This is a genomic window from Shewanella eurypsychrophilus (genome assembly GCF_007004545.3).
In the GTDB taxonomy this organism is placed as follows: Bacteria; Pseudomonadota; Gammaproteobacteria; order Enterobacterales; family Shewanellaceae; genus Shewanella; species Shewanella eurypsychrophilus.
Window position 1 is genome coordinate 4,962,501 of record NZ_CP045503.2, and the last position, 20,884, is coordinate 4,983,384.

General features: G+C 43.8%; 14 protein-coding genes, 3 rRNA genes and 1 pseudogene. 11 read left to right on the forward strand and 7 right to left on the reverse strand.

Translation table 11 applies throughout. The annotated features are described in order from the left end of the window. Nucleotides 1-1,590: 1,590 nt before the first annotated feature. From rrf to FM038_RS21200, 3 genes are all read right to left on the reverse strand, one after another. A 5S ribosomal RNA gene (rrf, locus tag FM038_RS21190) occupies nucleotides 1,591-1,706 on the reverse strand. 148 nt (nucleotides 1,707-1,854) lie between these two features. Further along, nucleotides 1,855-4,759, reverse strand: a 23S ribosomal RNA gene (locus FM038_RS21195). Between the two features lie 318 nt (nucleotides 4,760-5,077). Beyond that, nucleotides 5,078-6,624: ribosomal RNA gene (locus FM038_RS21200) — 16S ribosomal RNA — on the reverse strand. Together the 16S, 23S and 5S rRNA genes form the textbook arrangement of a ribosomal RNA operon. Nucleotides 6,625-7,652: 1,028 nt before the next feature. Between FM038_RS21200 and FM038_RS25275 the strand changes: the two are divergent. Further along, nucleotides 7,653-7,697: pseudogene (locus FM038_RS25275) on the forward strand (hypothetical protein); the annotation flags it as partial. Nucleotides 7,698-7,823: 126 nt separating this feature from the next. Further along, complete coding sequence (locus FM038_RS21210; protein ID WP_223292938.1) at nucleotides 7,824-8,294, forward strand: hypothetical protein; 471 nt, start codon at nucleotides 7,824-7,826, stop codon at nucleotides 8,292-8,294. 97 nt (nucleotides 8,295-8,391) lie between these two features. On the opposite strand, the gene FM038_RS21215 is transcribed toward FM038_RS21210, so the two are convergent. Continuing rightward, on the reverse strand, nucleotides 8,392-8,592 hold the full coding sequence (locus FM038_RS21215; RefSeq protein ID WP_142873971.1) for a YheV family putative zinc ribbon protein: 201 nt from the start codon (nucleotides 8,590-8,592) through the stop codon (nucleotides 8,392-8,394). A gap of 181 nt (nucleotides 8,593-8,773) precedes the next feature. Here FM038_RS21215 and FM038_RS21220 point away from each other — a divergent pair, with 181 nt between their 5' ends. Further along, nucleotides 8,774-10,684 (forward strand): ABC transporter ATP-binding protein, encoded by a 1,911-nt coding sequence (locus tag FM038_RS21220; protein ID WP_142873970.1) that lies wholly within the window; start codon nucleotides 8,774-8,776, stop codon nucleotides 10,682-10,684. Nucleotides 10,685-10,736: 52 nt separating this feature from the next. Then, nucleotides 10,737-11,174, forward strand: coding sequence for a TIGR02444 family protein (locus FM038_RS21225; RefSeq protein WP_142873969.1), 438 nt, complete (start codon nucleotides 10,737-10,739; stop codon nucleotides 11,172-11,174). Nucleotides 11,175-11,229: 55 nt separating this feature from the next. Here the strand turns inward: FM038_RS21225 and FM038_RS21230 are convergent, their stop codons facing one another. Both FM038_RS21230 and FM038_RS21235 read right to left on the reverse strand, forming a co-directional pair. Then, nucleotides 11,230-12,816 (reverse strand): GMC family oxidoreductase, encoded by a 1,587-nt coding sequence (locus tag FM038_RS21230; RefSeq protein WP_142873968.1) that lies wholly within the window; start codon nucleotides 12,814-12,816, stop codon nucleotides 11,230-11,232. Between the two features lie 81 nt (nucleotides 12,817-12,897). Continuing rightward, the gene (locus FM038_RS21235; RefSeq protein WP_142873967.1) at nucleotides 12,898-13,407 is read right to left on the reverse strand and encodes a TAT leader-containing periplasmic protein; all 510 of its coding nucleotides are present in this window, start codon (nucleotides 13,405-13,407) and stop codon (nucleotides 12,898-12,900) included. Between the two features lie 181 nt (nucleotides 13,408-13,588). On the opposite strand from FM038_RS21235, the gene FM038_RS21240 reads away from it, so the two are divergent. The 3 genes from FM038_RS21240 to FM038_RS21250 all read left to right on the forward strand — a co-directional run bounded on the left by FM038_RS21240 (nucleotide 13,589) and on the right by FM038_RS21250 (nucleotide 15,870). Continuing rightward, a complete protein-coding gene (locus tag FM038_RS21240) occupies nucleotides 13,589-14,551 on the forward strand; it encodes a hydrolase (RefSeq protein ID WP_142873966.1) in 963 nt (320 codons plus the stop codon). A 35-nt stretch (nucleotides 14,552-14,586) separates the two neighbouring features. Beyond that, nucleotides 14,587-14,823 (forward strand): YheU family protein, encoded by a 237-nt coding sequence (locus tag FM038_RS21245; RefSeq protein WP_142873965.1) that lies wholly within the window; start codon nucleotides 14,587-14,589, stop codon nucleotides 14,821-14,823. Between the two features lie 159 nt (nucleotides 14,824-14,982). Beyond that, nucleotides 14,983-15,870, forward strand: coding sequence for a phosphoribulokinase (locus FM038_RS21250; RefSeq protein ID WP_142873964.1), 888 nt, complete (start codon nucleotides 14,983-14,985; stop codon nucleotides 15,868-15,870). A gap of 698 nt (nucleotides 15,871-16,568) precedes the next feature. Here the strand turns inward: FM038_RS21250 and FM038_RS21255 are convergent. After that, nucleotides 16,569-17,348: an SEL1-like repeat protein gene (locus tag FM038_RS21255; protein WP_142873963.1), complete on the reverse strand. Its 780-nt coding sequence runs from the start codon at nucleotides 17,346-17,348 to the stop codon at nucleotides 16,569-16,571. A 451-nt stretch (nucleotides 17,349-17,799) separates the two neighbouring features. On the opposite strand from FM038_RS21255, the gene crp reads away from it, so the two are divergent. From crp to FM038_RS21275, 4 genes are all read left to right on the forward strand, one after another. After that, nucleotides 17,800-18,435 carry a cAMP-activated global transcriptional regulator CRP gene (crp, locus tag FM038_RS21260; RefSeq protein WP_142873962.1) on the forward strand — a complete coding sequence of 212 codons (636 nt, stop codon included), beginning with the start codon at nucleotides 17,800-17,802 and terminating at the stop codon, nucleotides 18,433-18,435. 83 nt (nucleotides 18,436-18,518) lie between these two features. Beyond that, the gene (locus FM038_RS21265; protein WP_142873961.1) at nucleotides 18,519-18,857 is read left to right on the forward strand and encodes a PepSY domain-containing protein; all 339 of its coding nucleotides are present in this window, start codon (nucleotides 18,519-18,521) and stop codon (nucleotides 18,855-18,857) included. A gap of 31 nt (nucleotides 18,858-18,888) precedes the next feature. Continuing rightward, on the forward strand, nucleotides 18,889-19,563 hold the full coding sequence (locus tag FM038_RS21270) for a response regulator transcription factor (protein ID WP_142873960.1): 675 nt from the start codon (nucleotides 18,889-18,891) through the stop codon (nucleotides 19,561-19,563). Then, nucleotides 19,560-20,882 carry an ATP-binding protein gene (locus FM038_RS21275; RefSeq protein ID WP_142873959.1) on the forward strand — a complete coding sequence of 441 codons (1,323 nt, stop codon included), beginning with the start codon at nucleotides 19,560-19,562 and terminating at the stop codon, nucleotides 20,880-20,882. Before FM038_RS21270 ends, FM038_RS21275 begins: the two co-directional genes overlap by 4 nt. Nucleotides 20,883-20,884 lie beyond the last annotated feature (2 nt).

Below are 20,884 nucleotides of genomic sequence, written 5' to 3' on the forward strand. Positions count from 1 at the left end.
TTGCTTCTTTGAATTTACTTTCTCGAAAGAAAGTAGAAACCAAAGTTGCTATGGTCACTCAGTAGTTCATTGAGTAAATTTTTGATTGCCTACATTCCTAAGAACAGAAGGCAATTTCGAATAACTCAACACCTGTGAGTGCCCACACAGATTTCTTGTTTTGAATTGTTAAAGAGCTTGGCACACTCATATAAAAGATATTTAAAAGCTTTTATACTGCACCGCCGTTGACGCTAGGTCGTAGGCTTTTACTGACTAACTAAGACGTTTCGTCTTGGCTAGGGAGGCGTATTCTACACGCTCCGTGGTTGGCGTCAAGCGCTTATTTTAAGAAGCTTTTCAAGTGGTGATTTCTTAAACACTAGGTGTAAAGTAATCAAAACTGAATCCCTTAAAGCGGTTGCCACCTGAATCAAATCCCCTAAGAGTTTTGACTCTCTAACATGACTGCAAGTCCCGTACTATCTAGCTTAACGACTATTATAATCTCTAAGCATTAGTCTAGTTGGCCTGCTGTGCCGTGTCAGTGGATGCGCATTATAGGGATGTCAGCCCAGAGCACAAGCGCTAATTGCTGAAAAATGGAGGTTTTCAGCAAATAATCACTTAAGTACAGCTTACGCACCATTTGCACACAGAGTTACCCACAAGCATCAGTGATAAGACACCATTTATACTCTTTTAGCCTTGATAAACATATGTGACTTGAGCTCTTCCAGCACCCTATGAATAAGCAAAAACCGACTGGCAACTAAAACAAACCATGTCCAAGACCGGGGAATAAGCAGAAACATAGTGAGTTTCATGAAGTAATAGCTGACGAACTGGAGTGAAAACTAAAGTTAAAACCAAAGCCATAAACTACAATCGAGCTAAATCATTCTAGCGTAACTATCTAGACAGAAGGTTTTTCGTAGAAATGTAAGATCAACATCTAGTGAACTCATAATAGGAAGCAGACAAAACAGATATGGCACCTGTCATGGCCAGCTTCGAATATAAGTAGAAATAAGAGAAAAACTATATTCCCTGACCGCCTTGGCCCCTCATTTGCTCCATGCCACTGGGGCATTGGTTAATCCAAAACATCAGATGGCGGAAATGTAGTCTTTAGTTAAAGAAGGCACACGACTATATGGATATAGGAGGTACGAGGCCAAAGAAGGACGAAGGTAGAAAAATGCAGGAGGTATTATCGAGAGTAACGCAGGAGCAGTTACCGAGGAGCATTTATAGACCGACTCTTTATAAAGCAAAGTAGGCATTGCACGTACGTGCTTAAGTGGATAGGTCACCTGCCTACATTGAAGTTGGAGAATTTGTTTTGTAGTCTGCAACCAAAGCGCCTTCCAATGACATAGCTTTGAATGGACATGATACTTGCCGAAGGCCGAACACATGGGGGCGGAGAAGTCGCGCTTCGGATGCGAAGCATTCAGCTGCTTTGTAGCGAGAGGCGACGTAGTCGTCGAACTGAGGGGGCCACACTGCGTTAGCAGCTTTGGACTGCATGTGAAGTAGCTCCTTCGCGGAGCGTATATACGAAAAAAGCCCTAGCATTTTCTGCTAGGGCTTTTTCGTATATTAGGCGCCTGGAAATGACCTACTCTCACATGGGGAGACCCCACACTACCATCGGCGCAATTGCGTTTCACTTCTGAGTTCGGGATGGGATCAGGTGGGGCCACAATGCTATGGTTTCCAGACTAATTTGGCAAAATTTCGAAAGCTGGCTATTCAGATGCATTAACGCTTCTAAATCGCAAAATAATTGGTCTAACTTAAATCAAATACGTATTCTTTTGTGCTTATGAAGTAACACACACACTAACTACACAAACCCATCTGGGTTGTATGGTTAAGCCTCACGAGTCATTAGTACAGGTTAGCTCAACGCCTCACAACGCTTACACACCCTGCCTATCAACGTCCTAGTCTCGAACGGCTCTTTAGAGGAATTAAATTCCTAGGGATGACTCATCTTAGGACTCGCTTCCCGCTTAGATGCTTTCAGCGGTTATCGATTCCGAACGTAGCTACCGGGCAATGCTATTGGCATAACAACCCGAACACCAGCGGTTCGTCCACTCCGGTCCTCTCGTACTAGGAGCAGCTTCCTTCAATCATCCAACGCCCACGGCAGATAGGGACCGAACTGTCTCACGACGTTCTGAACCCAGCTCGCGTACCACTTTAAATGGCGAACAGCCATACCCTTGGGACCGACTTCAGCCCCAGGATGTGATGAGCCGACATCGAGGTGCCAAACACCGCCGTCGATATGAACTCTTGGGCGGTATCAGCCTGTTATCCCCGGCGTACCTTTTATCCGTTGAGCGATGGCCCTTCCATTCAGAACCACCGGATCACTATGACCTACTTTCGTACCTGCTCGACGTGTATGTCTCGCAGTTAAGCTGGCTTATGCCATTGCACTAACCGTACGATGTCCGACCGTACTTAGCCAACCTTCGTGCTCCTCCGTTACTCTTTGGGAGGAGACCGCCCCAGTCAAACTACCCACCAGGCACTGTCCTCAACCCCGATTCAGGGGCCAGAGTTAGAACATCAAAACTACAAGGGTGGTATTTCAAGGTTGACTCCACAAAAACTAGCGTCTCTGCTTCAAAGTCTCCCACCTATCCTACACATGTAGGTTCAATGTTCAGTGCCAAGCTATAGTAAAGGTGCACGGGGTCTTTCCGTCTAGCCGCGGGTATACGGCATCTTCACCGCAATTTCAACTTCACTGAGTCTCGGCTGGAGACAGCGTGGCCGTCATTACGCCATTCGTGCAGGTCGGAACTTACCCGACAAGGAATTTCGCTACCTTAGGACCGTTATAGTTACGGCCGCCGTTTACCGGGGCTTCGATCATGAGCTTCTCCGAAGATAACCCAATCAATTAACCTTCCGGCACCGGGCAGGCGTCATACCGTATACTTCCTCTTGCGAGTTTGCACAGTACTGTGTTTTTGATAAACAGTTGCAGCCACCTGGTATCTGCGACTGCCAGCAGCTTAAGGAGCAAGTCCCATCACCGCCGGCAGCGTACCTTCTCCCGAAGTTACGGTACCATTTTGCCTAGTTCCTTCAGCCGAGTTCTCTCAAGCGCCTTGGTATTCTCTACCCAACCACCTGTGTCGGTTTGGGGTACGATTCCTACTAACCTGAAGCTTAGAAGATTTTCCTGGAAGCATGGCATCAACTACTTCATCCCCTTGGGGACTCGTCATCAACTCTCAGCTTTGCAATTTAATGCGTTCACCCGGATTTGCCTAAGTGAACAGCCTACAGCCTTAAACGCGGACAACCAACGCCGCGCTAGCCTAGCCTTCTCCGTCTCTCCATCGCAGTTAGTAGAAGTACGGGAATATTAACCCGTTTCCCATCGATTACGCCTTTCGGCCTCACCTTAGGGGTCGACTTACCCTGCCCTGATTAACATTGGACAGGAAACCTTGGTCTTTCGGCGAGGGAGTTTTTCACTCCCTTTATCGTTACTCATGTCAGCATTCGCACTTCTGATACCTCCAGCGTGGGTTACCCCTTCGCCTTCAACGGCTTACAGAACGCTCCTCTACCGCTTGCTAGTAAACTAGCAAACCCATAGCTTCGGTGTATTGCTTAGCCCCGTTAAATCTTCCGCGCAGGCCGACTCGACTAGTGAGCTATTACGCTTTCTTTAAATGATGGCTGCTTCTAAGCCAACATCCTAGCTGTCTAAGCCTTCCCACATCGTTTCCCACTTAGCAATAACTTTGGGACCTTAGCTGATGGTCTGGGTTGTTTCCCTTTTCACGACGGACGTTAGCACCCGCCGTGTGTCTCCCGTATAGTACTCATTGGTATTCGGAGTTTGCAAAGGGTTGGTAAGTCGGGATGACCCCCTAGCCTTAACAGTGCTCTACCCCCAATGGTATTCGTACGAGGCGCTACCTAAATAGCTTTCGAGGAGAACCAGATATCTCCGAGTTTGATTGGCCTTTCACCCCCAGCCACAAGTCATCACCGCATTTTTCAACATACGTGTGTTCGGTCCTCCAGTTGATGTTACTCAACCTTCAACCTGCCCATGGCTAGATCACTCGGTTTCGGGTCTACACCTTGCAACTAAACGCGCAGTTAACACTCGGTTTCCCTACGGCTCCGCTATTCGCTTAACCTTGCTACAAAATGTAAGTCGCTGACCCATTATACAAAAGGTACGCAGTCACGGTCTCAAGGACCGCTCCCACTGCTTGTACGTATACGGTTTCAGGTTCTATTTCACTCCCCTCACAGGGGTTCTTTTCGCCTTTCCCTCACGGTACTGGTTCACTATCGGTCAGTCAGGAGTATTTAGCCTTGGAGGATGGTCCCCCCATGTTCAGACAAGATGTCACGTGTCCCGTCCTACTCGTTTTCATCTATAGTTAGTTTTCATGTACGGGGCTATCACCCTGTGCCGCTGAGCTTTCCAACTCATTCCACTAACACCCTATAGACTTAAGGGCTAATCCCCGTTCGCTCGCCGCTACTAGGGGAATCTCGGTTGATTTCTTTTCCTCCGGGTACTTAGATGTTTCAGTTCCCCGGGTTTGCCTCACATACCTATGTATTCAGTATGTGATACTCACTTATGTGAGTGGGTTTCCCCATTCGGATATCGTTAGCTCAAATGCTTGTTACTAGCTCGCCAACGCTTTTCGCAAGTTACTACGTCCTTCATCGCCTCTGACTGCCAAGGCATCCACCGTATACGCTTAGTCACTTAACCATACAACCCACATAGGACTGTATCGCAACTAATGGTGTTTACTTTCGCCAAAAGAATACTCTTGAAGTACATTGCTGCACTTCGGCACTTGATTTAAGTGTTTGAGAACTCAATTATTTTATATTTCGCGCTAATGCTATAAACCACTGCAATTACCGAATCTTACGAATCAGCTTTCACAATAGTCCCTTTCACATTAACACTATCAGCTTTCCAAATTTTTAAAGAACAAACATCACCGTAAAGGCATGTTTCTCGCTCTAACAAGAACAAGTTATCTGTGTGAACACTCAGCAAATATTGAGTTAGTCGTATAGGTAAGGAGGTGATCCAGCCCCAGGTTCCCCTAGGGCTACCTTGTTACGACTTCACCCCAGTCATGAACCACACCGTGGTAAACGCCCTCCCCGAAGGGTTAAGCTATCTACTTCTGGTGCAGCCCACTCCCATGGTGTGACGGGCGGTGTGTACAAGGCCCGGGAACGTATTCACCGTAGCATTCTGATCTACGATTACTAGCGATTCCGACTTCACGGAGTCGAGTTGCAGACTCCGATCCGGACTACGACCGGCTTTGTGGGATTAGCTTGACCTCGCGGCTTTGCGACCCTCTGTACCGACCATTGTAGCACGTGTGTAGCCCTACTCGTAAGGGCCATGATGACTTGACGTCGTCCCCACCTTCCTCCGGTTTATCACCGGCAGTCTCCCTAAAGTTCCCACCATTACGTGCTGGCAAATAAGGATAAGGGTTGCGCTCGTTGCGGGACTTAACCCAACATTTCACAACACGAGCTGACGACAGCCATGCAGCACCTGTCTCACAGTTCCCGAAGGCACCAAGCTATCTCTAGCGAGTTCTGTGGATGTCAAGAGTAGGTAAGGTTCTTCGCGTTGCATCGAATTAAACCACATGCTCCACCGCTTGTGCGGGCCCCCGTCAATTCATTTGAGTTTTAACCTTGCGGCCGTACTCCCCAGGCGGTCTACTTAATGCGTTAGCTTGGGAGCCCAGTAACTAAGTTACCAAACTCCGAGTAGACATCGTTTACGGCGTGGACTACCAGGGTATCTAATCCTGTTTGCTCCCCACGCTTTCGTACCTGAGCGTCAGTCTTTGTCCAGGGGGCCGCCTTCGCCACCGGTATTCCTTCAGATCTCTACGCATTTCACCGCTACACCTGAAATTCTACCCCCCTCTACAAGACTCTAGTTTGCCAGTTCAAAATGCAATTCCCAGGTTGAGCCCGGGGCTTTCACATCTTGCTTAACAAACCGCCTGCGTACGCTTTACGCCCAGTAATTCCGATTAACGCTTGCACCCCTCGTATTACCGCGGCTGCTGGCACGAAGTTAGCCGGTGCTTCTTCTGCGAGTAACGTCACAGCTATAGTTTATTAAACTACAACCTTTCCTCCTCGCTGAAAGTGCTTTACAACCCGAAGGCCTTCTTCACACACGCGGCATGGCTGCATCAGGCTTTCGCCCATTGTGCAATATTCCCCACTGCTGCCTCCCGTAGGAGTCTGGGCCGTGTCTCAGTCCCAGTGTGGCTGATCATCCTCTCAGAACAGCTAGGGATCGTCGCCTAGGTGAGCTATTACCTCACCTACTAGCTAATCCCACCTAGACTCATCTAATCGCGAAAGGCCCGAAGGTCCCCTCCTTTCCCCCGTAGGGCGTATGCGGTATTAGCAGTCGTTTCCAACTGTTATCCCCCACGACTAGGCAGATATCTAGGCATTACTCACCCGTCCGCCGCTCGACAGCGAAAGTAGCAAGCTACCTTCCTGTTTCCGCTCGACTTGCATGTGTTAGGCCTGCCGCCAGCGTTCAATCTGAGCCATGATCAAACTCTTCAATTAAAGTTTTTTGTTCTCACCCGATTAAGGATGAAGAACGGCTCAACGAATTATACTGTTTCATCAATCCGAAGATTAATGAAGTTTACATATTGCTATGGTCACTCAGTAGTTCATTGAGTAAATTTTTGATTGCCTACATTCCGAAGAACAGAAGGCAATTTCGAATAACTCAACACCTGTGAGTGCCCACACAGATTTCTTGTTTTGAATTGTTAAAGAGCTTGGTACTTGATAGTACCGCCGTTGACGCTAGGTCGTAGGCTTTTACTGACTAGCTAAGACGTTTCGTCTTGGCTAGGGAGGCGTATTCTACACTCTCCGTGCTTGGCGTCAAGGGCTTTTAAAAATTTAATTCTTATCGTTTAAAACGAAGGAAAAAACTAAGCTAACTTGTTGCCCTAACTCGACCCTTTCTTACTATAAGTCTTATTTAACTTAGTACTTAGTAAGACTGGTTTGCCGTGTCAGTGGATGCGCATTATAGGGATGTCAGCCCAGAGCGCAAGCGCTTTTCAGCGAAAAAATGATCTTTTTGAGGATCTATACTTTAGCCACACAATACCCACCAGTTACCCCCAGACTTACCCACAAAACAGTATTAATTGTTCATTTCTAGAACATCCCATGCTCATTTTCACTTAGCAATCTACCTATTAAAGAGTGTGCGCTAATACTAACATCCTTCATTTAGCGCAAAGCATTAGATAGAGCCATATTAAATCCCGTGTTTACCCTTTCAATTCTTACTATTAGTAAGAGCATTGATGTCATGTATCCATGATTACTTCAATATTCCTAAATAGAAGCAGATATTCCACTTCATATTTCTACAGGAATACTCAAGAATAGACTCTATTGCCGGCAAGCAAGTCCATTAATGCAAAATTGGAATTTTGTATTTACATTTTATAGCACTCACAAGGATCAGAGCATGACTTTAGGGCAGCAGTTAAAACAATTCAGAGTAGACAGAGGATTTAGCCAGCCAGAGCTGGCAGAGCTAGCCAGAGCTGGCAGAGCTAGCCGGTATTGAGCAATCCTACTTATCAAAACTAGAAAACGACAAGTCCGTTCCATCTAATGATATCTTTCGCGCTTTATTAAAGGCCTTAGCTATTACAGTAGAAGAATTCATTCTTCGTTTCGATGTAAGGAAAGACAGATCGCAGCTTACTCAGATCCCAGACATTGAGTTAAAGTTGGCACAACAAGAACAAGTACTCATTCATAATCTACGTCGTTACCTTTATATAGCAAGTCTATTAATTATTCTGGGCATCACGCTTTTCTACACTGGTTACAGTAAGCAGCTATTCGATGAAACACGTTACCAATATAAGTCACCAGGCATCATTTTACCTGGCGAGCCAACTGACATCTTTCATTCTTGGAGAAACATGATTAATAGCGACTCCAGAGAAGGTAGAGCAGCGATCAATATTAAGCGAGTTGAGATGGCGAAACGCCGCAATGAAGTGATACTGCTAACCGATGAGAATCACGGCCAATACTTTATCGATGAAACAGCAATGGGTAAGAGGCAATACCACCTAGACAAAAAAGAATCGCTACCTAGAGCTATTAATGCTTGGCTACAGATATTTGGGATTCTATTGCTTTGTACTGGAATTATGGGCTTTGTGTTAGAAAGGCGCCTTAATAAGAAATAGACTAAGCTAGAGGTGAGCATGCTTTCAGGCTGTAGATCTGCTCGCCTTCTACAGCCTTGATGCTCAGGTTTTACTACATCAGGTTTAGCGATAAAAGTTAAGGCTTAAAAACGCCAATCACATCTCCACCCGCTTTCTGTGCGACTTTGTCTTCTGTTTGCTGTTCGCGGTAATCACATTCAACACACTCAACGGTTTCTATGCCCTGTTCCATAAATAGTACTATGCTATCGCTAGCCTTACATTTAGGGCACTTAGCTCCAGCAACAAAACGCTTCTTCAATCTAACTTTAGCCACTTTTATTAACCTGCTACTTTATAACTTACGATGGGATGAGTTTCCAGCTAAAGCCTATTTTGCCACATTCTGATTCAATTGACCCAATTATCACGGAATATGACTTTGCTTCTACACTATCACTAGCTTCTGCGATATCATCTGTCGCAATATTATCCAGAACCTCATCAGATCATAATTCATGATATCCATCTCTCAAGCTCAACTGATCCGCGGCACTAAAACGCTTTTGGATGAAACCTCGTTAACCATCTACCCTGGCCATAAGGTGGGTTTGGTGGGTGCAAATGGCACTGGTAAGTCTTCTTTGTTAGCCCTCATTCTAGATAAAATCAGTTTAGATAAAGGCGATATCTCACTGCCCAGTGGCTGGCAAATCGCAACCGTTGCTCAGGAAACTCCTGCGCTGGACGTCTCTGCGCTAGATTACGTTATCGATGGTGACTTTGAATTTAGAGAGCTTGAAGTCAAGTTAGCTCAAGCTCAACAAGATGACAATGGTAATGAGATAGCCCTTCTTCATGGAAAAATTGATGCCATAGGCGGATATGCGATTAAGGCAAAAGCTGGTGCGCTGTTAGCCGGCTTAGGATTCAGTGAAGCAGATCAAAGCAATTCGGTTAAAAGCTTTTCGGGTGGTTGGCGCATGCGTCTCAACTTAGCTCAAGCTCTTTTATGTCGCTCTGATCTACTTTTGCTCGATGAACCCACTAACCACCTCGATTTAGATACCATGTATTGGCTTGAAGGTTGGATAAAGGCCTATCAAGGTACGCTGATATTAATCAGCCATGATAGAGATTTTATCGATGGAATTGTCGATGAAATTATCCATGTTGAGCACCAAAAGCTGAATTACTATAAAGGTAACTACACTGCCTTTGAACGCATTCGTGCCGAGCGAATGGCTCAACAGCAAGTCGCCTTTGAGCGTCAACAAAAAGAACGTGCTCATATGCAGTCTTTCGTCGACCGCTTTCGTTACAAAGCCAGTAAAGCTAAACAAGCACAAAGCCGCCTGAAAGCTTTAGAAAGAATGGCTGAGTTATTGCCTTCTCAGGCAGATAGCCCATTTCACATGGCATTTCGTGAACCAGAAAGTTTACCTAACCCCCTCGTCACTATGGAGAAAGTTTCAGTTGGTTATGGCGATAAGGAAATCTTGAAAAGTGTCCAACTGAATTTAGTTCCCGGTGCTCGCATAGGGCTTCTTGGTCGAAATGGCGCAGGTAAGTCAACGCTAATTAAGCTTTTATCAGAAGAGCTTGCGCCAATGAAGGGCAAGTATGAAACAAATCCTGGTCTAAATATCGGTTATTTTGCTCAGCATCAGCTAGAGAGCTTACGTTTAGATGATTCTCCTTTGCAGCATCTAACCCGACTCGCTCCCAGCCATCGCGAACAAGAACTGAGAAACTTTCTTGGTGGCTATGGGTTTAATGGTGATATGGTGCTTTCCCCTGTGCGTCCATTCTCTGGCGGTGAAAAAGCACGCTTAGTATTGGCATTATTAGTATGGCAAAGACCTAACTTACTACTCCTTGATGAACCAACAAACCACCTTGATTTAGAGATGCGCCATGCCTTAACAATGGCACTGCAGACGTTTGAAGGGGCAATGATTATCGTCTCTCACGATCGTCACTTATTAAGACTCAGTTGTAGCGATTACTATTTAGTAGACCAAGGGCAAGTAGTCAGTTTCAATGGCGACCTTGATGATTACCATCAATGGTTACTCGATGCAGCTAAAGCCGCCAATAAAGCTATAGCCAGTACCGAAGTAAAACCGGCTCAAGATAAGAAACAACAAAAACGTCTAGAGGCAGAACTAAGACAAAAGCTATCTCCAATGCGTAAAGTTCAGCTTAAACTTGAAAAAGTGCAACAACAAGCCAACGATCGCCTCAGTGAAATTGAGACTCTGCTGGCCGATATGAGCTTGTATGACGCAGAGAACAAGGCTAAATTAACTCAAGTGCTCGCAGAAAGAACTACGCTCACCCAGGAGTTGGAAGAAAGTGAAATGGAGTGGCTTGAGGTACAGGAAAATATTGAAGTCATTGAACTTCAGGTCCGTTCTGAACTCTAGATATTGACCAGAGTTAATTATTAGCTAGCTAAGTTATATCCAAGGAAGCGACATGACATTTGTAAATCATTTTGATATTTCATTGTGGCAAGCGTGCGATAGCTACTACCACCAGCACCAAGCTTTATACTTATCCCTACAGGATGATTATCAAATCAATGTTAATTTACTCATGCTCGCTACTTGGTTAGACAAACAGGACTATTTGCTAAGCCAGCAAGATTGGATGCAACTTCAGGATGAAACTCATCTATGGGAAGAGCGAGTATTACTTCCATACCGTAAGCTGCGTAAGCTAAGTAAAAACAGTCTAGCTATTGAAGAGTACCAGCAGATGCTGGATGTTGAATTAATGCTAGAACGTAAGTCTCAGGGCTTAATCCTACATAAACTTAAGCAGCTATCACATTTCGGAGAGTCGTCAAACTTGGCCACTTACCTTGGCCTGTTCAATTTAAACAGAACTGACTACCCATCTCTTGAAAGCTAGCTTTATAGCGGGTTTAACCGTTAAACCCGCCCTCTTACAGCATAATTGCCATTTCTCAAGTTGCTAACCTCTGGGCTAACAAGGTCGCATTTCGTGCTGTCATGCCATAAATAGAGAGTTGAGGGTTAGCCCCTAAGCTAGTAGGAAAAACAGAACCATCCATTACCGACAAATTGTCATAATAGTGAGAACTGCCTTCACTATTGACCATCGACACCTTAAGATCTTCACCAAGAGGGCAGCCCCCCATAACATGCGCTGATGCAACCACGGTTTTTAACGCGCCGAGATCTAGCTGTTCGATGCCCGATTTAGCTTGTTGCCAGCTACTGAAATATGGTGCACCTTCAGTAATAGGTAGCACTTGTTTAGCACCTGCTGCAAATTGCAGCTCAGCCATACTTAAGAAAGCCCGCTTAGCCGCATCCCAGAAAGCTTCTGTTAGTGGGTAATCTAACACAAAGCCTTTGTCGGTCAGTTGAACTTCTCCACCTTGGCTCTGTGTATGATAGCCATCACGAACTAAGGCGATAGTCACCTGAAGCTGATTAAACTGTTCCATTAAAGCCGCATGACTTTGACCATAGCCTAACGTTTTCGAAGCGATTAACACCGGATGAACTGGTGGCACTTCGAGTTTATAGCCTAACTCACCATCAGCACCATTTTTCCATACAAACTCATCTGAATAGATAGATTGAGGTGCACCGCTATGTCCATTAATAGGATCGCTAAATACGGCACCGCTTAATAATGATGGATGTAAGAAAGTACGTTTCCCTAACAGTTTATTTGGATCGCTTACTTTAGATCGCATTAGTATGGTTGGTGTGTGTATGGCACCGGCTGCTAAAATGTAATGCTTAGCCTTGAACGCCAATACTACAGAAGTTGGCTGCAGTTGCTCATTGAGTGCTTGAGCTTTTACAGCTGTTATCTTGTCGTTGTGATGCTCAAGTTTAGTGACTTTTGCTCTACTGACTAATATGGCGCCTTTTTCTAACGCTGCAGGGATCGTGGTAACTAACATGGATTGCTTAGCATTAACAGGGCACCCCATGCCGCAGTAACCCGTGTTCCAGCAACCTTTTACGTTCCTCTTGATGACTGTGTGCTCCCAACCTAACTTCTCACAACCCTGCATTAACACTTGGTTGTTCCTATTTGGCTGATAATCCCACTTAGTAATGTTGAGCCTTTTCTCCATCTTCTCAAACCATGGATCCAGATCTTCTCTGGATAATCCCTTCACTGACTTTTCTTTCGCCCAAAAATCTAGAGTAGGTTTCGGCGTCCTGATAGACGTCGTCCAGTTAACTGTCGTTGAACCACCGACGGCTCGACCTTGAAAAATACCAATAGCCTTATCTTTGGTTTTCATCGCAGCAGCTTGCTGATACAAGTTGGGATAAGCCTGTCTCTCTTCCATATTGAAACTTTCAGAGGATTTGAGCGGCCCCCCTTCAACAATAATCACAGATAAGCCCGCATCAGTTAGGATCTCGGCAGCAACACCTCCACCAGCTCCGCTACCCACGATAACCACATCAGCTTCTAGAGTCTGATCTTGGCTCAACTTGCTAGCATCAATATGGTTCCACCCTGAGGCTAAGCCTTCTACGAAAGGATCTTGAATTGCCACGGAATTACCTCACTCACACGATTATTTTAGTTATAAGAATCAAGCAGGATCAATTAACTGTCGCTTAATAACCTCTGTTATCTAAGAAACCAAAAATGTCGGTTTAGCATAGTTCAAACGATTCCAGTGCTCTGGACAGGAATAATAACTGGCAAGCACCAATTCACGCAGTCCCTGATATGCCGTAACCATCATCTCCAAAAAATGATTACGCCAATACTCAAGCATATCAATTAGCTCTACAGGATTACGCATCATCAATGGTGTCATACTCCCTGTTAATATAAGTAGACCGAGTCTATTTTCCAGCAAGTCGAGCAGTTGTTCCAACTCGGCTTGTCCTTCTTCCGGCAGCAGAGAAATAGTGTCAGAGATAGCATCTAAGGTACGATTCTGAGCAGCGATACGCAGGTGCTCAACCTCAGGCAGAGCATCATCCAAAAATACAGGTAACAGGACACTAAACAGCAATCTATGCTCGCTATCTAATGCTTTACTCACCTTAATATGATCGTTTGAATATAGGTTAACCCCAAGCGCAATAGCAGCTGACCCGACCAAAGCCGTTGTTAGAAAAGTACGTCGTTCCATGTCATCCCTTCATATTATTTTTATCTAGAGGATACTAACCAGTATTAAATTTACAGGTCATTGAACTGCGATATCTGCAAGGGGCCAATTGAGATACATCATGGGGATCTCAGGTGTGTTAGAATGCAAACATTAGTAATAATTAAACACACGTTTTAATTTTCAGCAATAGCCAATTTATATGATTAGAAAATTTTCTCCCCCTTGGTGGGCTAGAAACCCGCACATTCAAACGATTTTACCCGTCATAACCAAGGTGGACAGACCAGCTTTAACACGGCAACGTTTAGAACTCAGTGATGGCGATTTTATCGATCTGGACTGGCTAGATGCACCTAAAAAGACAGCAGCTATTCTGGTGATCATTCATGGCTTAGAGGGAAGCTCCGACTCTCATTATGTGCGCCGTTTACTTGCAAGTTGTGCCAATCAGTCACTCAGTGCTGTAGTTCATCATCACAGAAGCTGCTCTGGTGAAACCAATCGTAAGGCTCGTAGTTACCACAGCGGAGACACACAAGATCTGCAACAAAGTTTATCCTGGATAAAAAATAGGTACCCAGACTCACCTATTCTCGCTGTAGGGTACAGCTTAGGTGGTAATGTATTAACTAAGTATTTAGGTGAATATTCAGCTGCTAGCTTAATCGACAGAGCGGTAATTATCTCCGCTCCCTTACTGTTGTCAGCCTGTGCTAAGCGTTTAGAGAGAGGCTTTTCAAAAGTCTATCAGAGCTATTTAATCAAGAAGTTGCAACTGAAGACTAAAGAAAAGATTAACAATCCACAACTGACAAAAGAGATGCCGATTTCATTAGCGCAAATAACTCAAATAGGCACCTTCTATGAATTTGATCATCGAGTAACCGCGCCTTTGCATGGGTTCTCTAGCGTCGATGACTATTACCATAAGGCGAGTGGACTGCGCTTCTTGAAAAATATTGTCAAACCCACATTGGTGATCCACGCAGCTGATGATCCGTTTATGAATGAAGAGGTCATCCCGTCGGCTAAGCTGTGTAGCAATAAAGTGACCTACGAATTACATGCTAGAGGTGGCCACGTCGGCTTTATCGATGGCGGAACTCCTTTGAAACCGAGATATTACCTTGAACAGCGTATTCTTCATTTTTTGACGACTTAATCGCTAAAACTTTATAACATCAAGAGAGAGCTAACATGCTTGTTCCCTACGAGTCATTACAACAATTACCTAGCGAAACAATAGAAAACTTGATAAAAGAATACCTCTTCACACAAGTTGAAGATGGTGGCTTTGCAGATACTGATAATGAAGCGCTGAAATCTGCAACACACCAATGCAAGGCATTACTCAAACAAGGTGTTTTGGTGGTCGAGTTCAGTGAAGATGATGAGTCAATTGCAATAAAACAAGCACAACATATCAACTATTAATACTCAATTAGCATGCAATCTAGATCCTACAAATTTGACCTTATAGCCGTGATTACCGTATAACTAGATGATCGCAGAAAGGATCACTATCAGATTTTCATTATCTTGGCTCAGTACATCATTTGGCCATTCGATTCAAATTCCATTTTAGGAAATGTAATGTCAGCAAAACATCCCATTATCGCAGTAACAGGTTCATCTGGAGCTGGTACAACGACAACCACAACGGCTTTTAAGCATATTTTCCGTCAACTCGGGATAAATGCAGCGACCGTTGAAGGCGATAGTTTTCATCATTACACCCGTCCAGAGATGGAGCTCAAGATACGCCAGGCTCAAACAGACAATAAGAACATCAGTTATTTTGGCCCCGAAGCTAACGATTTCGAACGATTAGAGCAGTGTTTTAGTGATTACAGTGCAACTGGCCAAGGTGAAACACGCGCCTATCTACATACTTTTGATGAAGCAGTACCATTTAACCAGATGCCTGGCACATTTACCCAGTGGCACCCCTTACCAGAAAATACAGATATACTGTATTACGAAGGCCTACACGGTGGTGTTAAAACAGATACCTGCAACGTAGCAGAGCATGTCGACCTACTCATCGGCATGGTACCTATTGTTAATCTAGAGTGGATTCAAAAAATAATCCGCGACACGTCGGATAGGGGCCATAGCCGCGAAAAGGTCATGGGCTCGATTGTGCGCAGTATGGATGATTATATTAACCATATGACACCTCAGTTCTCTCGTACCCATATCAATTTTCAACGCGTACCTACAGTCGATACATCGAACCCCTTTAGCGCGAAAAATATCCCCAGCTTAGATGAAAGCTTTGTAGTGATCCGCTTCCGTGGCATTAAAAATGTTGATTTCCCCTATTATCTCAAAATGATAGATGGGTCTTTCATGTCCAGAATAAATACTCTTGTGGTTCCTGGTGGAAAGATGTCATTGGCTATGGAGTTAATATTAACGCCACTTATTCGAGATTTAATAGAGAAGCGACAGCAACTTCTTTCTCTAGATAATGAATAAACCTGAATTAAACCATTCAAATATAAGCTTAAGCTTCATTTAATACAGATCTTGTAGACTAGCTCTCGTCGGGATTTCAGGCGAAAGACTGATGAGTTAGCATGCTCTTGGGAGTAAATTCCCCCATCTTGATCTGTTTGTTTCCTTGAGCGTGCTGGCTATTCCTTACTAAAAAGGTCCTAGGGTAAAAGAAGTTCCTAGGAACTAGAACCTAGGTACTTGAGTCAAAAGTAAATTCCACCTCTATTCTTGATCTGCTTCTCTAAACAGAAAGCCTTGAGTGTGCTGGCTATTCATTTCTAAAAAGATCCTAGGGTAAAAGAAGTTCCTAGGAACTAGTACCTCAAACCTAGCTATTAATTCAACGTCTATTCTTGATCTGCTTCTCGAGATGCTTCTCTAAACAGAAAGTCCTTGAGCGTGCTGGCTATTCCTTTCTAAGAAGATCTTAAAACTCAGATGATGCTATGCAGTTAAATCTAAGACGGCGCTGCTAGTAAAGCAAAGACGACGCCAGCAAGCTGGCTATACGTTACCGCTGAGGTGATTTGATATGGGTGATTTGTCTTTCCCCAACAAGGCGAAGCCTGTCGAGTTGGCGTAGCCGTCCGCGAAGCGATAGGCCGAAGGCCGTCATCTTAGTTTAAACTAGCCCCTAGGTTCTCTAACCTAGCACCTATCTTTCCTAGAACCTTCAGTTAATCCATCAAAGGCACTATTTCACGAAAAGGTTTATTTTCTTGATAGGTTTGTAAACGTAGCTCAAACTCATCTGAACGACTGATCATTTCACTGTTTTTTAGTGCGTCAATCGCCTTTTGCTGAGTTTCAACTGCAGCGATATAATCACCTGTTTCAGCATAGGCGGCGGCAAGATTATCTAAGTTTGTTGGATCTTCATGGTTTGACTCAACTAGGCTTTGAGCAAGCGCTAACGCCCTATCACCATTACGGTATTTGGCTTCTGGGCATGTAGCCAGAATCCAAGCAACATTGCCCAGTGACACTTCGTCTCCTACAGAGTTGAAACGTTCGACGGCCTTACCACAATTACGTTCTACACCTTCGCCTCCGGCAGCATAGATAAACCCAAGTCTAAATTGCGCCCATTTACTGCCTTGCTCGCTTAAGGATAGATACCAATGTTCGGCCATTGCTAAATCTCGCTCGATTATACTTCCTTCAAAAGAGAGATCGGCTAACGTCTGCTGAGCCTTGGGGTGACCTTGTTCTGCAGCATTTGAAATCCATTTTGCACCTAGGTACTGATCTTGATCGACAAAACGACCCGAAAGGTACATCAAACCCAGTAAAAATTGAGCTTCTTTCTCACCTTGAGATGCTTTTAATTGAATATGAGCCACTTTGCTGGCTTGAATAGCTGATTGAGGTTGAGGAACTGAAAATGCGTTCACAGCGGTACTCGTCACCAATGTAAAAATGAGTCCAGCACTTAAGCATAACCGATGATATTTCACTTACAACTCCTATCTAAATCTCGAGTTTACACAACTCTAATAGCAAAACTTATTTAAACCATTGATAAAGTGGTCTCAACATAACAAATATGACCGCTGGATTATGTGAGTATAAAATGGTCATCCCCTTGAGTTAGCCAGATTTACTCATTAAAGTCGAGAAAAAGCATGTTTCATTGAGTTTTAAGACTGAAATATCATAAAGAAGTTCATTTCTCACTGTCTAATGCCCTTTTTCTACAGGATTCAAGACCTTCAATGGATATTTACTTAGTATTAGTTGACTTATATTACTAATGTATCAAAATGAATTCTAATATTGTAAGTAAGTTACGAAGATTCGTTTTTTCTAAAGTTAGATCTTTATCGAAGTTTTACAGAATGAACTAACGTAGACTAAGTTACAAAGAAAGTTATTATATTCAATTTTTAACAGTCGAGGAACATAGGCATGGCTCTTATTGGTAAGCCAAAACCAGATCCTACTTTGGAATGGTTTTTATCACACTGTCACATTCATAAGTATCCAGCCAAGAGCACTTTGATCCACGCTGGTGAAGAATCAGACACTCTTTACTACATAGTTAAAGGCTCCGTAGCCGTTTTAATTAAAGATGAAGAAGGTAAAGAGATGATTCTCTCTTACCTCAACCAAGGTGACTTCATCGGTGAACTTGGCTTGTTTGAAGAGCAATCTGAGCGAACTGCGTGGGTAAGAGCCAAGCAGCCATGTGAAATTGCAGAAATTTCATATAAGAAGTTTAAGCAGCTTATTCAGGTTAACCCTGAAATTTTAATGAAGCTTTCTTCTCAAATGGCTTACCGTCTACACAGCACTAGCCAAAAAGTGGGTGATCTCGCTTTCTTGGACGTTGCTGGAAGAATTGCCCAAACGTTACTGCATCTTGCTAAGCAACCAGATGCTATGACTCACCCGGATGGCATGCAGATCAAGATCACTCGTCAAGAGATTGGTCAGATTGTTGGCTGTTCTCGTGAAACCGTTGGTAGAATATTAAAAATGCTTGAAGAGCAAAGCCTTATACAAGCTCACGGTAAAACTATCGTCGTATACGGAACTCGCTAAGCTAACATTCAGTTAGATTTAAGACAGCTTAGATAAAGTGGCCTGAGATAAACTCAGGCCACTTTTTTTTGGGAGAAATATTAATGACAAGGGCTCTGTTCATCATCTTATTAGCTCTTGTGACATTTATGCCTCATTTTGCCAAAGGTTCAGCCCTTGTTGAACTTGAACATAATCAGGCAAAGCATCTCGTCACCACTGGAAAAATTTTGTCATTAGATGTCACTCTCTCCAAGACTAAGCACTTCTGTTACGGTAAGCTTATCGATGCACACCTTTATCTAGATAAAGGAAATTGGCGTTATGATTTACAAATCAAGGTCCAGCGTGGCCAAATTATAGGATTAAGTCTAGATGCTAGCACTGGGCAACCCGATCCTTCTAAACCATTACCATCTGGCTGTAGAGCAATTGAAAACTAGCTCAACACCATTAGCGAAGTGACAGGTTAATATGAAACTACTGCTCGTTGAAGATAATGCACTACTTGTAGAAGAACTTGAAAAACAACTGAAACTCGCTGGATATGTCACTGATGTGACAGATAAAGCAGCTGAAGCTGATTATCTCCTGAAGGAAACCAATTATGACTGCGTCATTTTAGATATTGGCCTGCCTGATGGTAATGGTCTAGAGCTACTAGAGCGCTGGCGTAATCAGGGGATCAACACTCCCGTCATTATGCTCACAGCTCGCAGTCAATGGCATGAAAAAGTTGAAGGATTTAATGCAGGAGCTGATGATTATTTAGGCAAACCATTTCATACTCAAGAGCTGCTTGCAAGAATTCATGCGCTTATCCAACGCGCGCACGGAAAAGCGAGCTCTCCAACTAAAGAATTGTGTTTCGCAGGCATCACACTCGATGAAAATCAACAATCAGTAATGGTTGAAGATAAGTATTTCGAGTTAACTGCAATGGAATTTAGGTTGCTCAAAATATTTTTGATGTCGCCAAAAAAACTATTATCTAAAGCGCAGCTCACTGATAAGCTCTATCAATTCGATGATGAAAAAGAGAGTAATGTTGTTGAGGTATATGTCACTCACCTTCGAAAGAAGTTAGGAAAAACTGCTATTGAGACTCGCCGTGGACAAGGTTATATCTTCCACGGAATCAGAGAATGATCTCAATCCGCACTAAACTTAGCCTTTGGCTTACAGGTTTAGTCATAGTGTCAACGGCCATCGGCATAGTTTTCTTCGAGACTATGCTTAGGCAGGCTTTTCACGACTCAATTATTGCCAGACTCCAGGAAGATCTTGAGCAAGTGCTCGTGGCAACCGAACTCAATGATAGCGATTTGAGCATAGATCAGACACAACTATCTGGTTTTTATAAGCCTGTTTTTTCAGGACGTTATTACCAACTCAATCTAGCAGATAGCGAAATTCGTTCCCGCTCATTATGGGATCAGAAACTCGATATTAAGATGCTAGCAAAAGGCGAAAGCCGAGTGTGGCAGACTAAAGGGCCACAGAACCACGATATACAACTCTTATCCTTAGGCCTGAGCTCAAACTCTTTAAATATCGATGCCACCCTAACAGTAGCCCAAGACTTAAGTATCGGACGTAAGATCTTCTCCCAAATTTATGGCACTAAGTTAGGGGTTAACCTCGCCATGCTAATCGCCATGATAGCCGGTATTTTCTTAGTCCTCAGACAATCTTTCAAACCTGTCCATCAGATCCAGCAAGTGCTATCTAAACTCAGAGAAGGAGAAATTACTTCTTTAGAAGTAAAAAATATTCCTCCCGAGCTACAACCTCTCGCCTCAACCTACAATGAACTTTTGGAATACACCAGTAAACAGATTGAGCGAAGTCGCAATAATATAGGCAACTTGAGTCATGGGCTAAAGACCCCCTTGGCGGTGATGCAGCAACAAGTCGAAGCATTAGGATTAAAAGACCCAGAAGCCGCCATTGCACTACAAAACCAACTCGACCTAGTGCATAAAATGATCGAACGTAAACTTGCATCAGCAAGGATCACTGGTGATATGCTTCCTGCAGCCCAAATGCAATTACCTAAAGACCTTGAAGATCTATGTCATACCTTAAGCAAGGTGCATTTTAGTAAGCAGATCACATGTAATATCAATATATCTAAAGACATTACACGACTGCCATTGCACAGAGAAGACGGCATGGAGCTGATTGGCAACCTGTTAGATAACGCTCATAAGTGGGCAAAATCTGTTGTAGAGGTCAACGCCAATATCATAAACGACTCTATTGTTCTTGTTATTCAAGATGATGGTACTGGTGTTGCCAGTGATGAGCTCAAATTACTGACTAATCGAGGCAAGCGTTTAGATGAAGCGACGATAGGACATGGATTAGGTTTATCCATTGTTAAAGATATCGCAGAGCAGTACGAGATAGCACTCAGCTTTTCTCAAAGCAATTTAGGCGGTTTAAAAATCAGCTTGGAATTTTAATT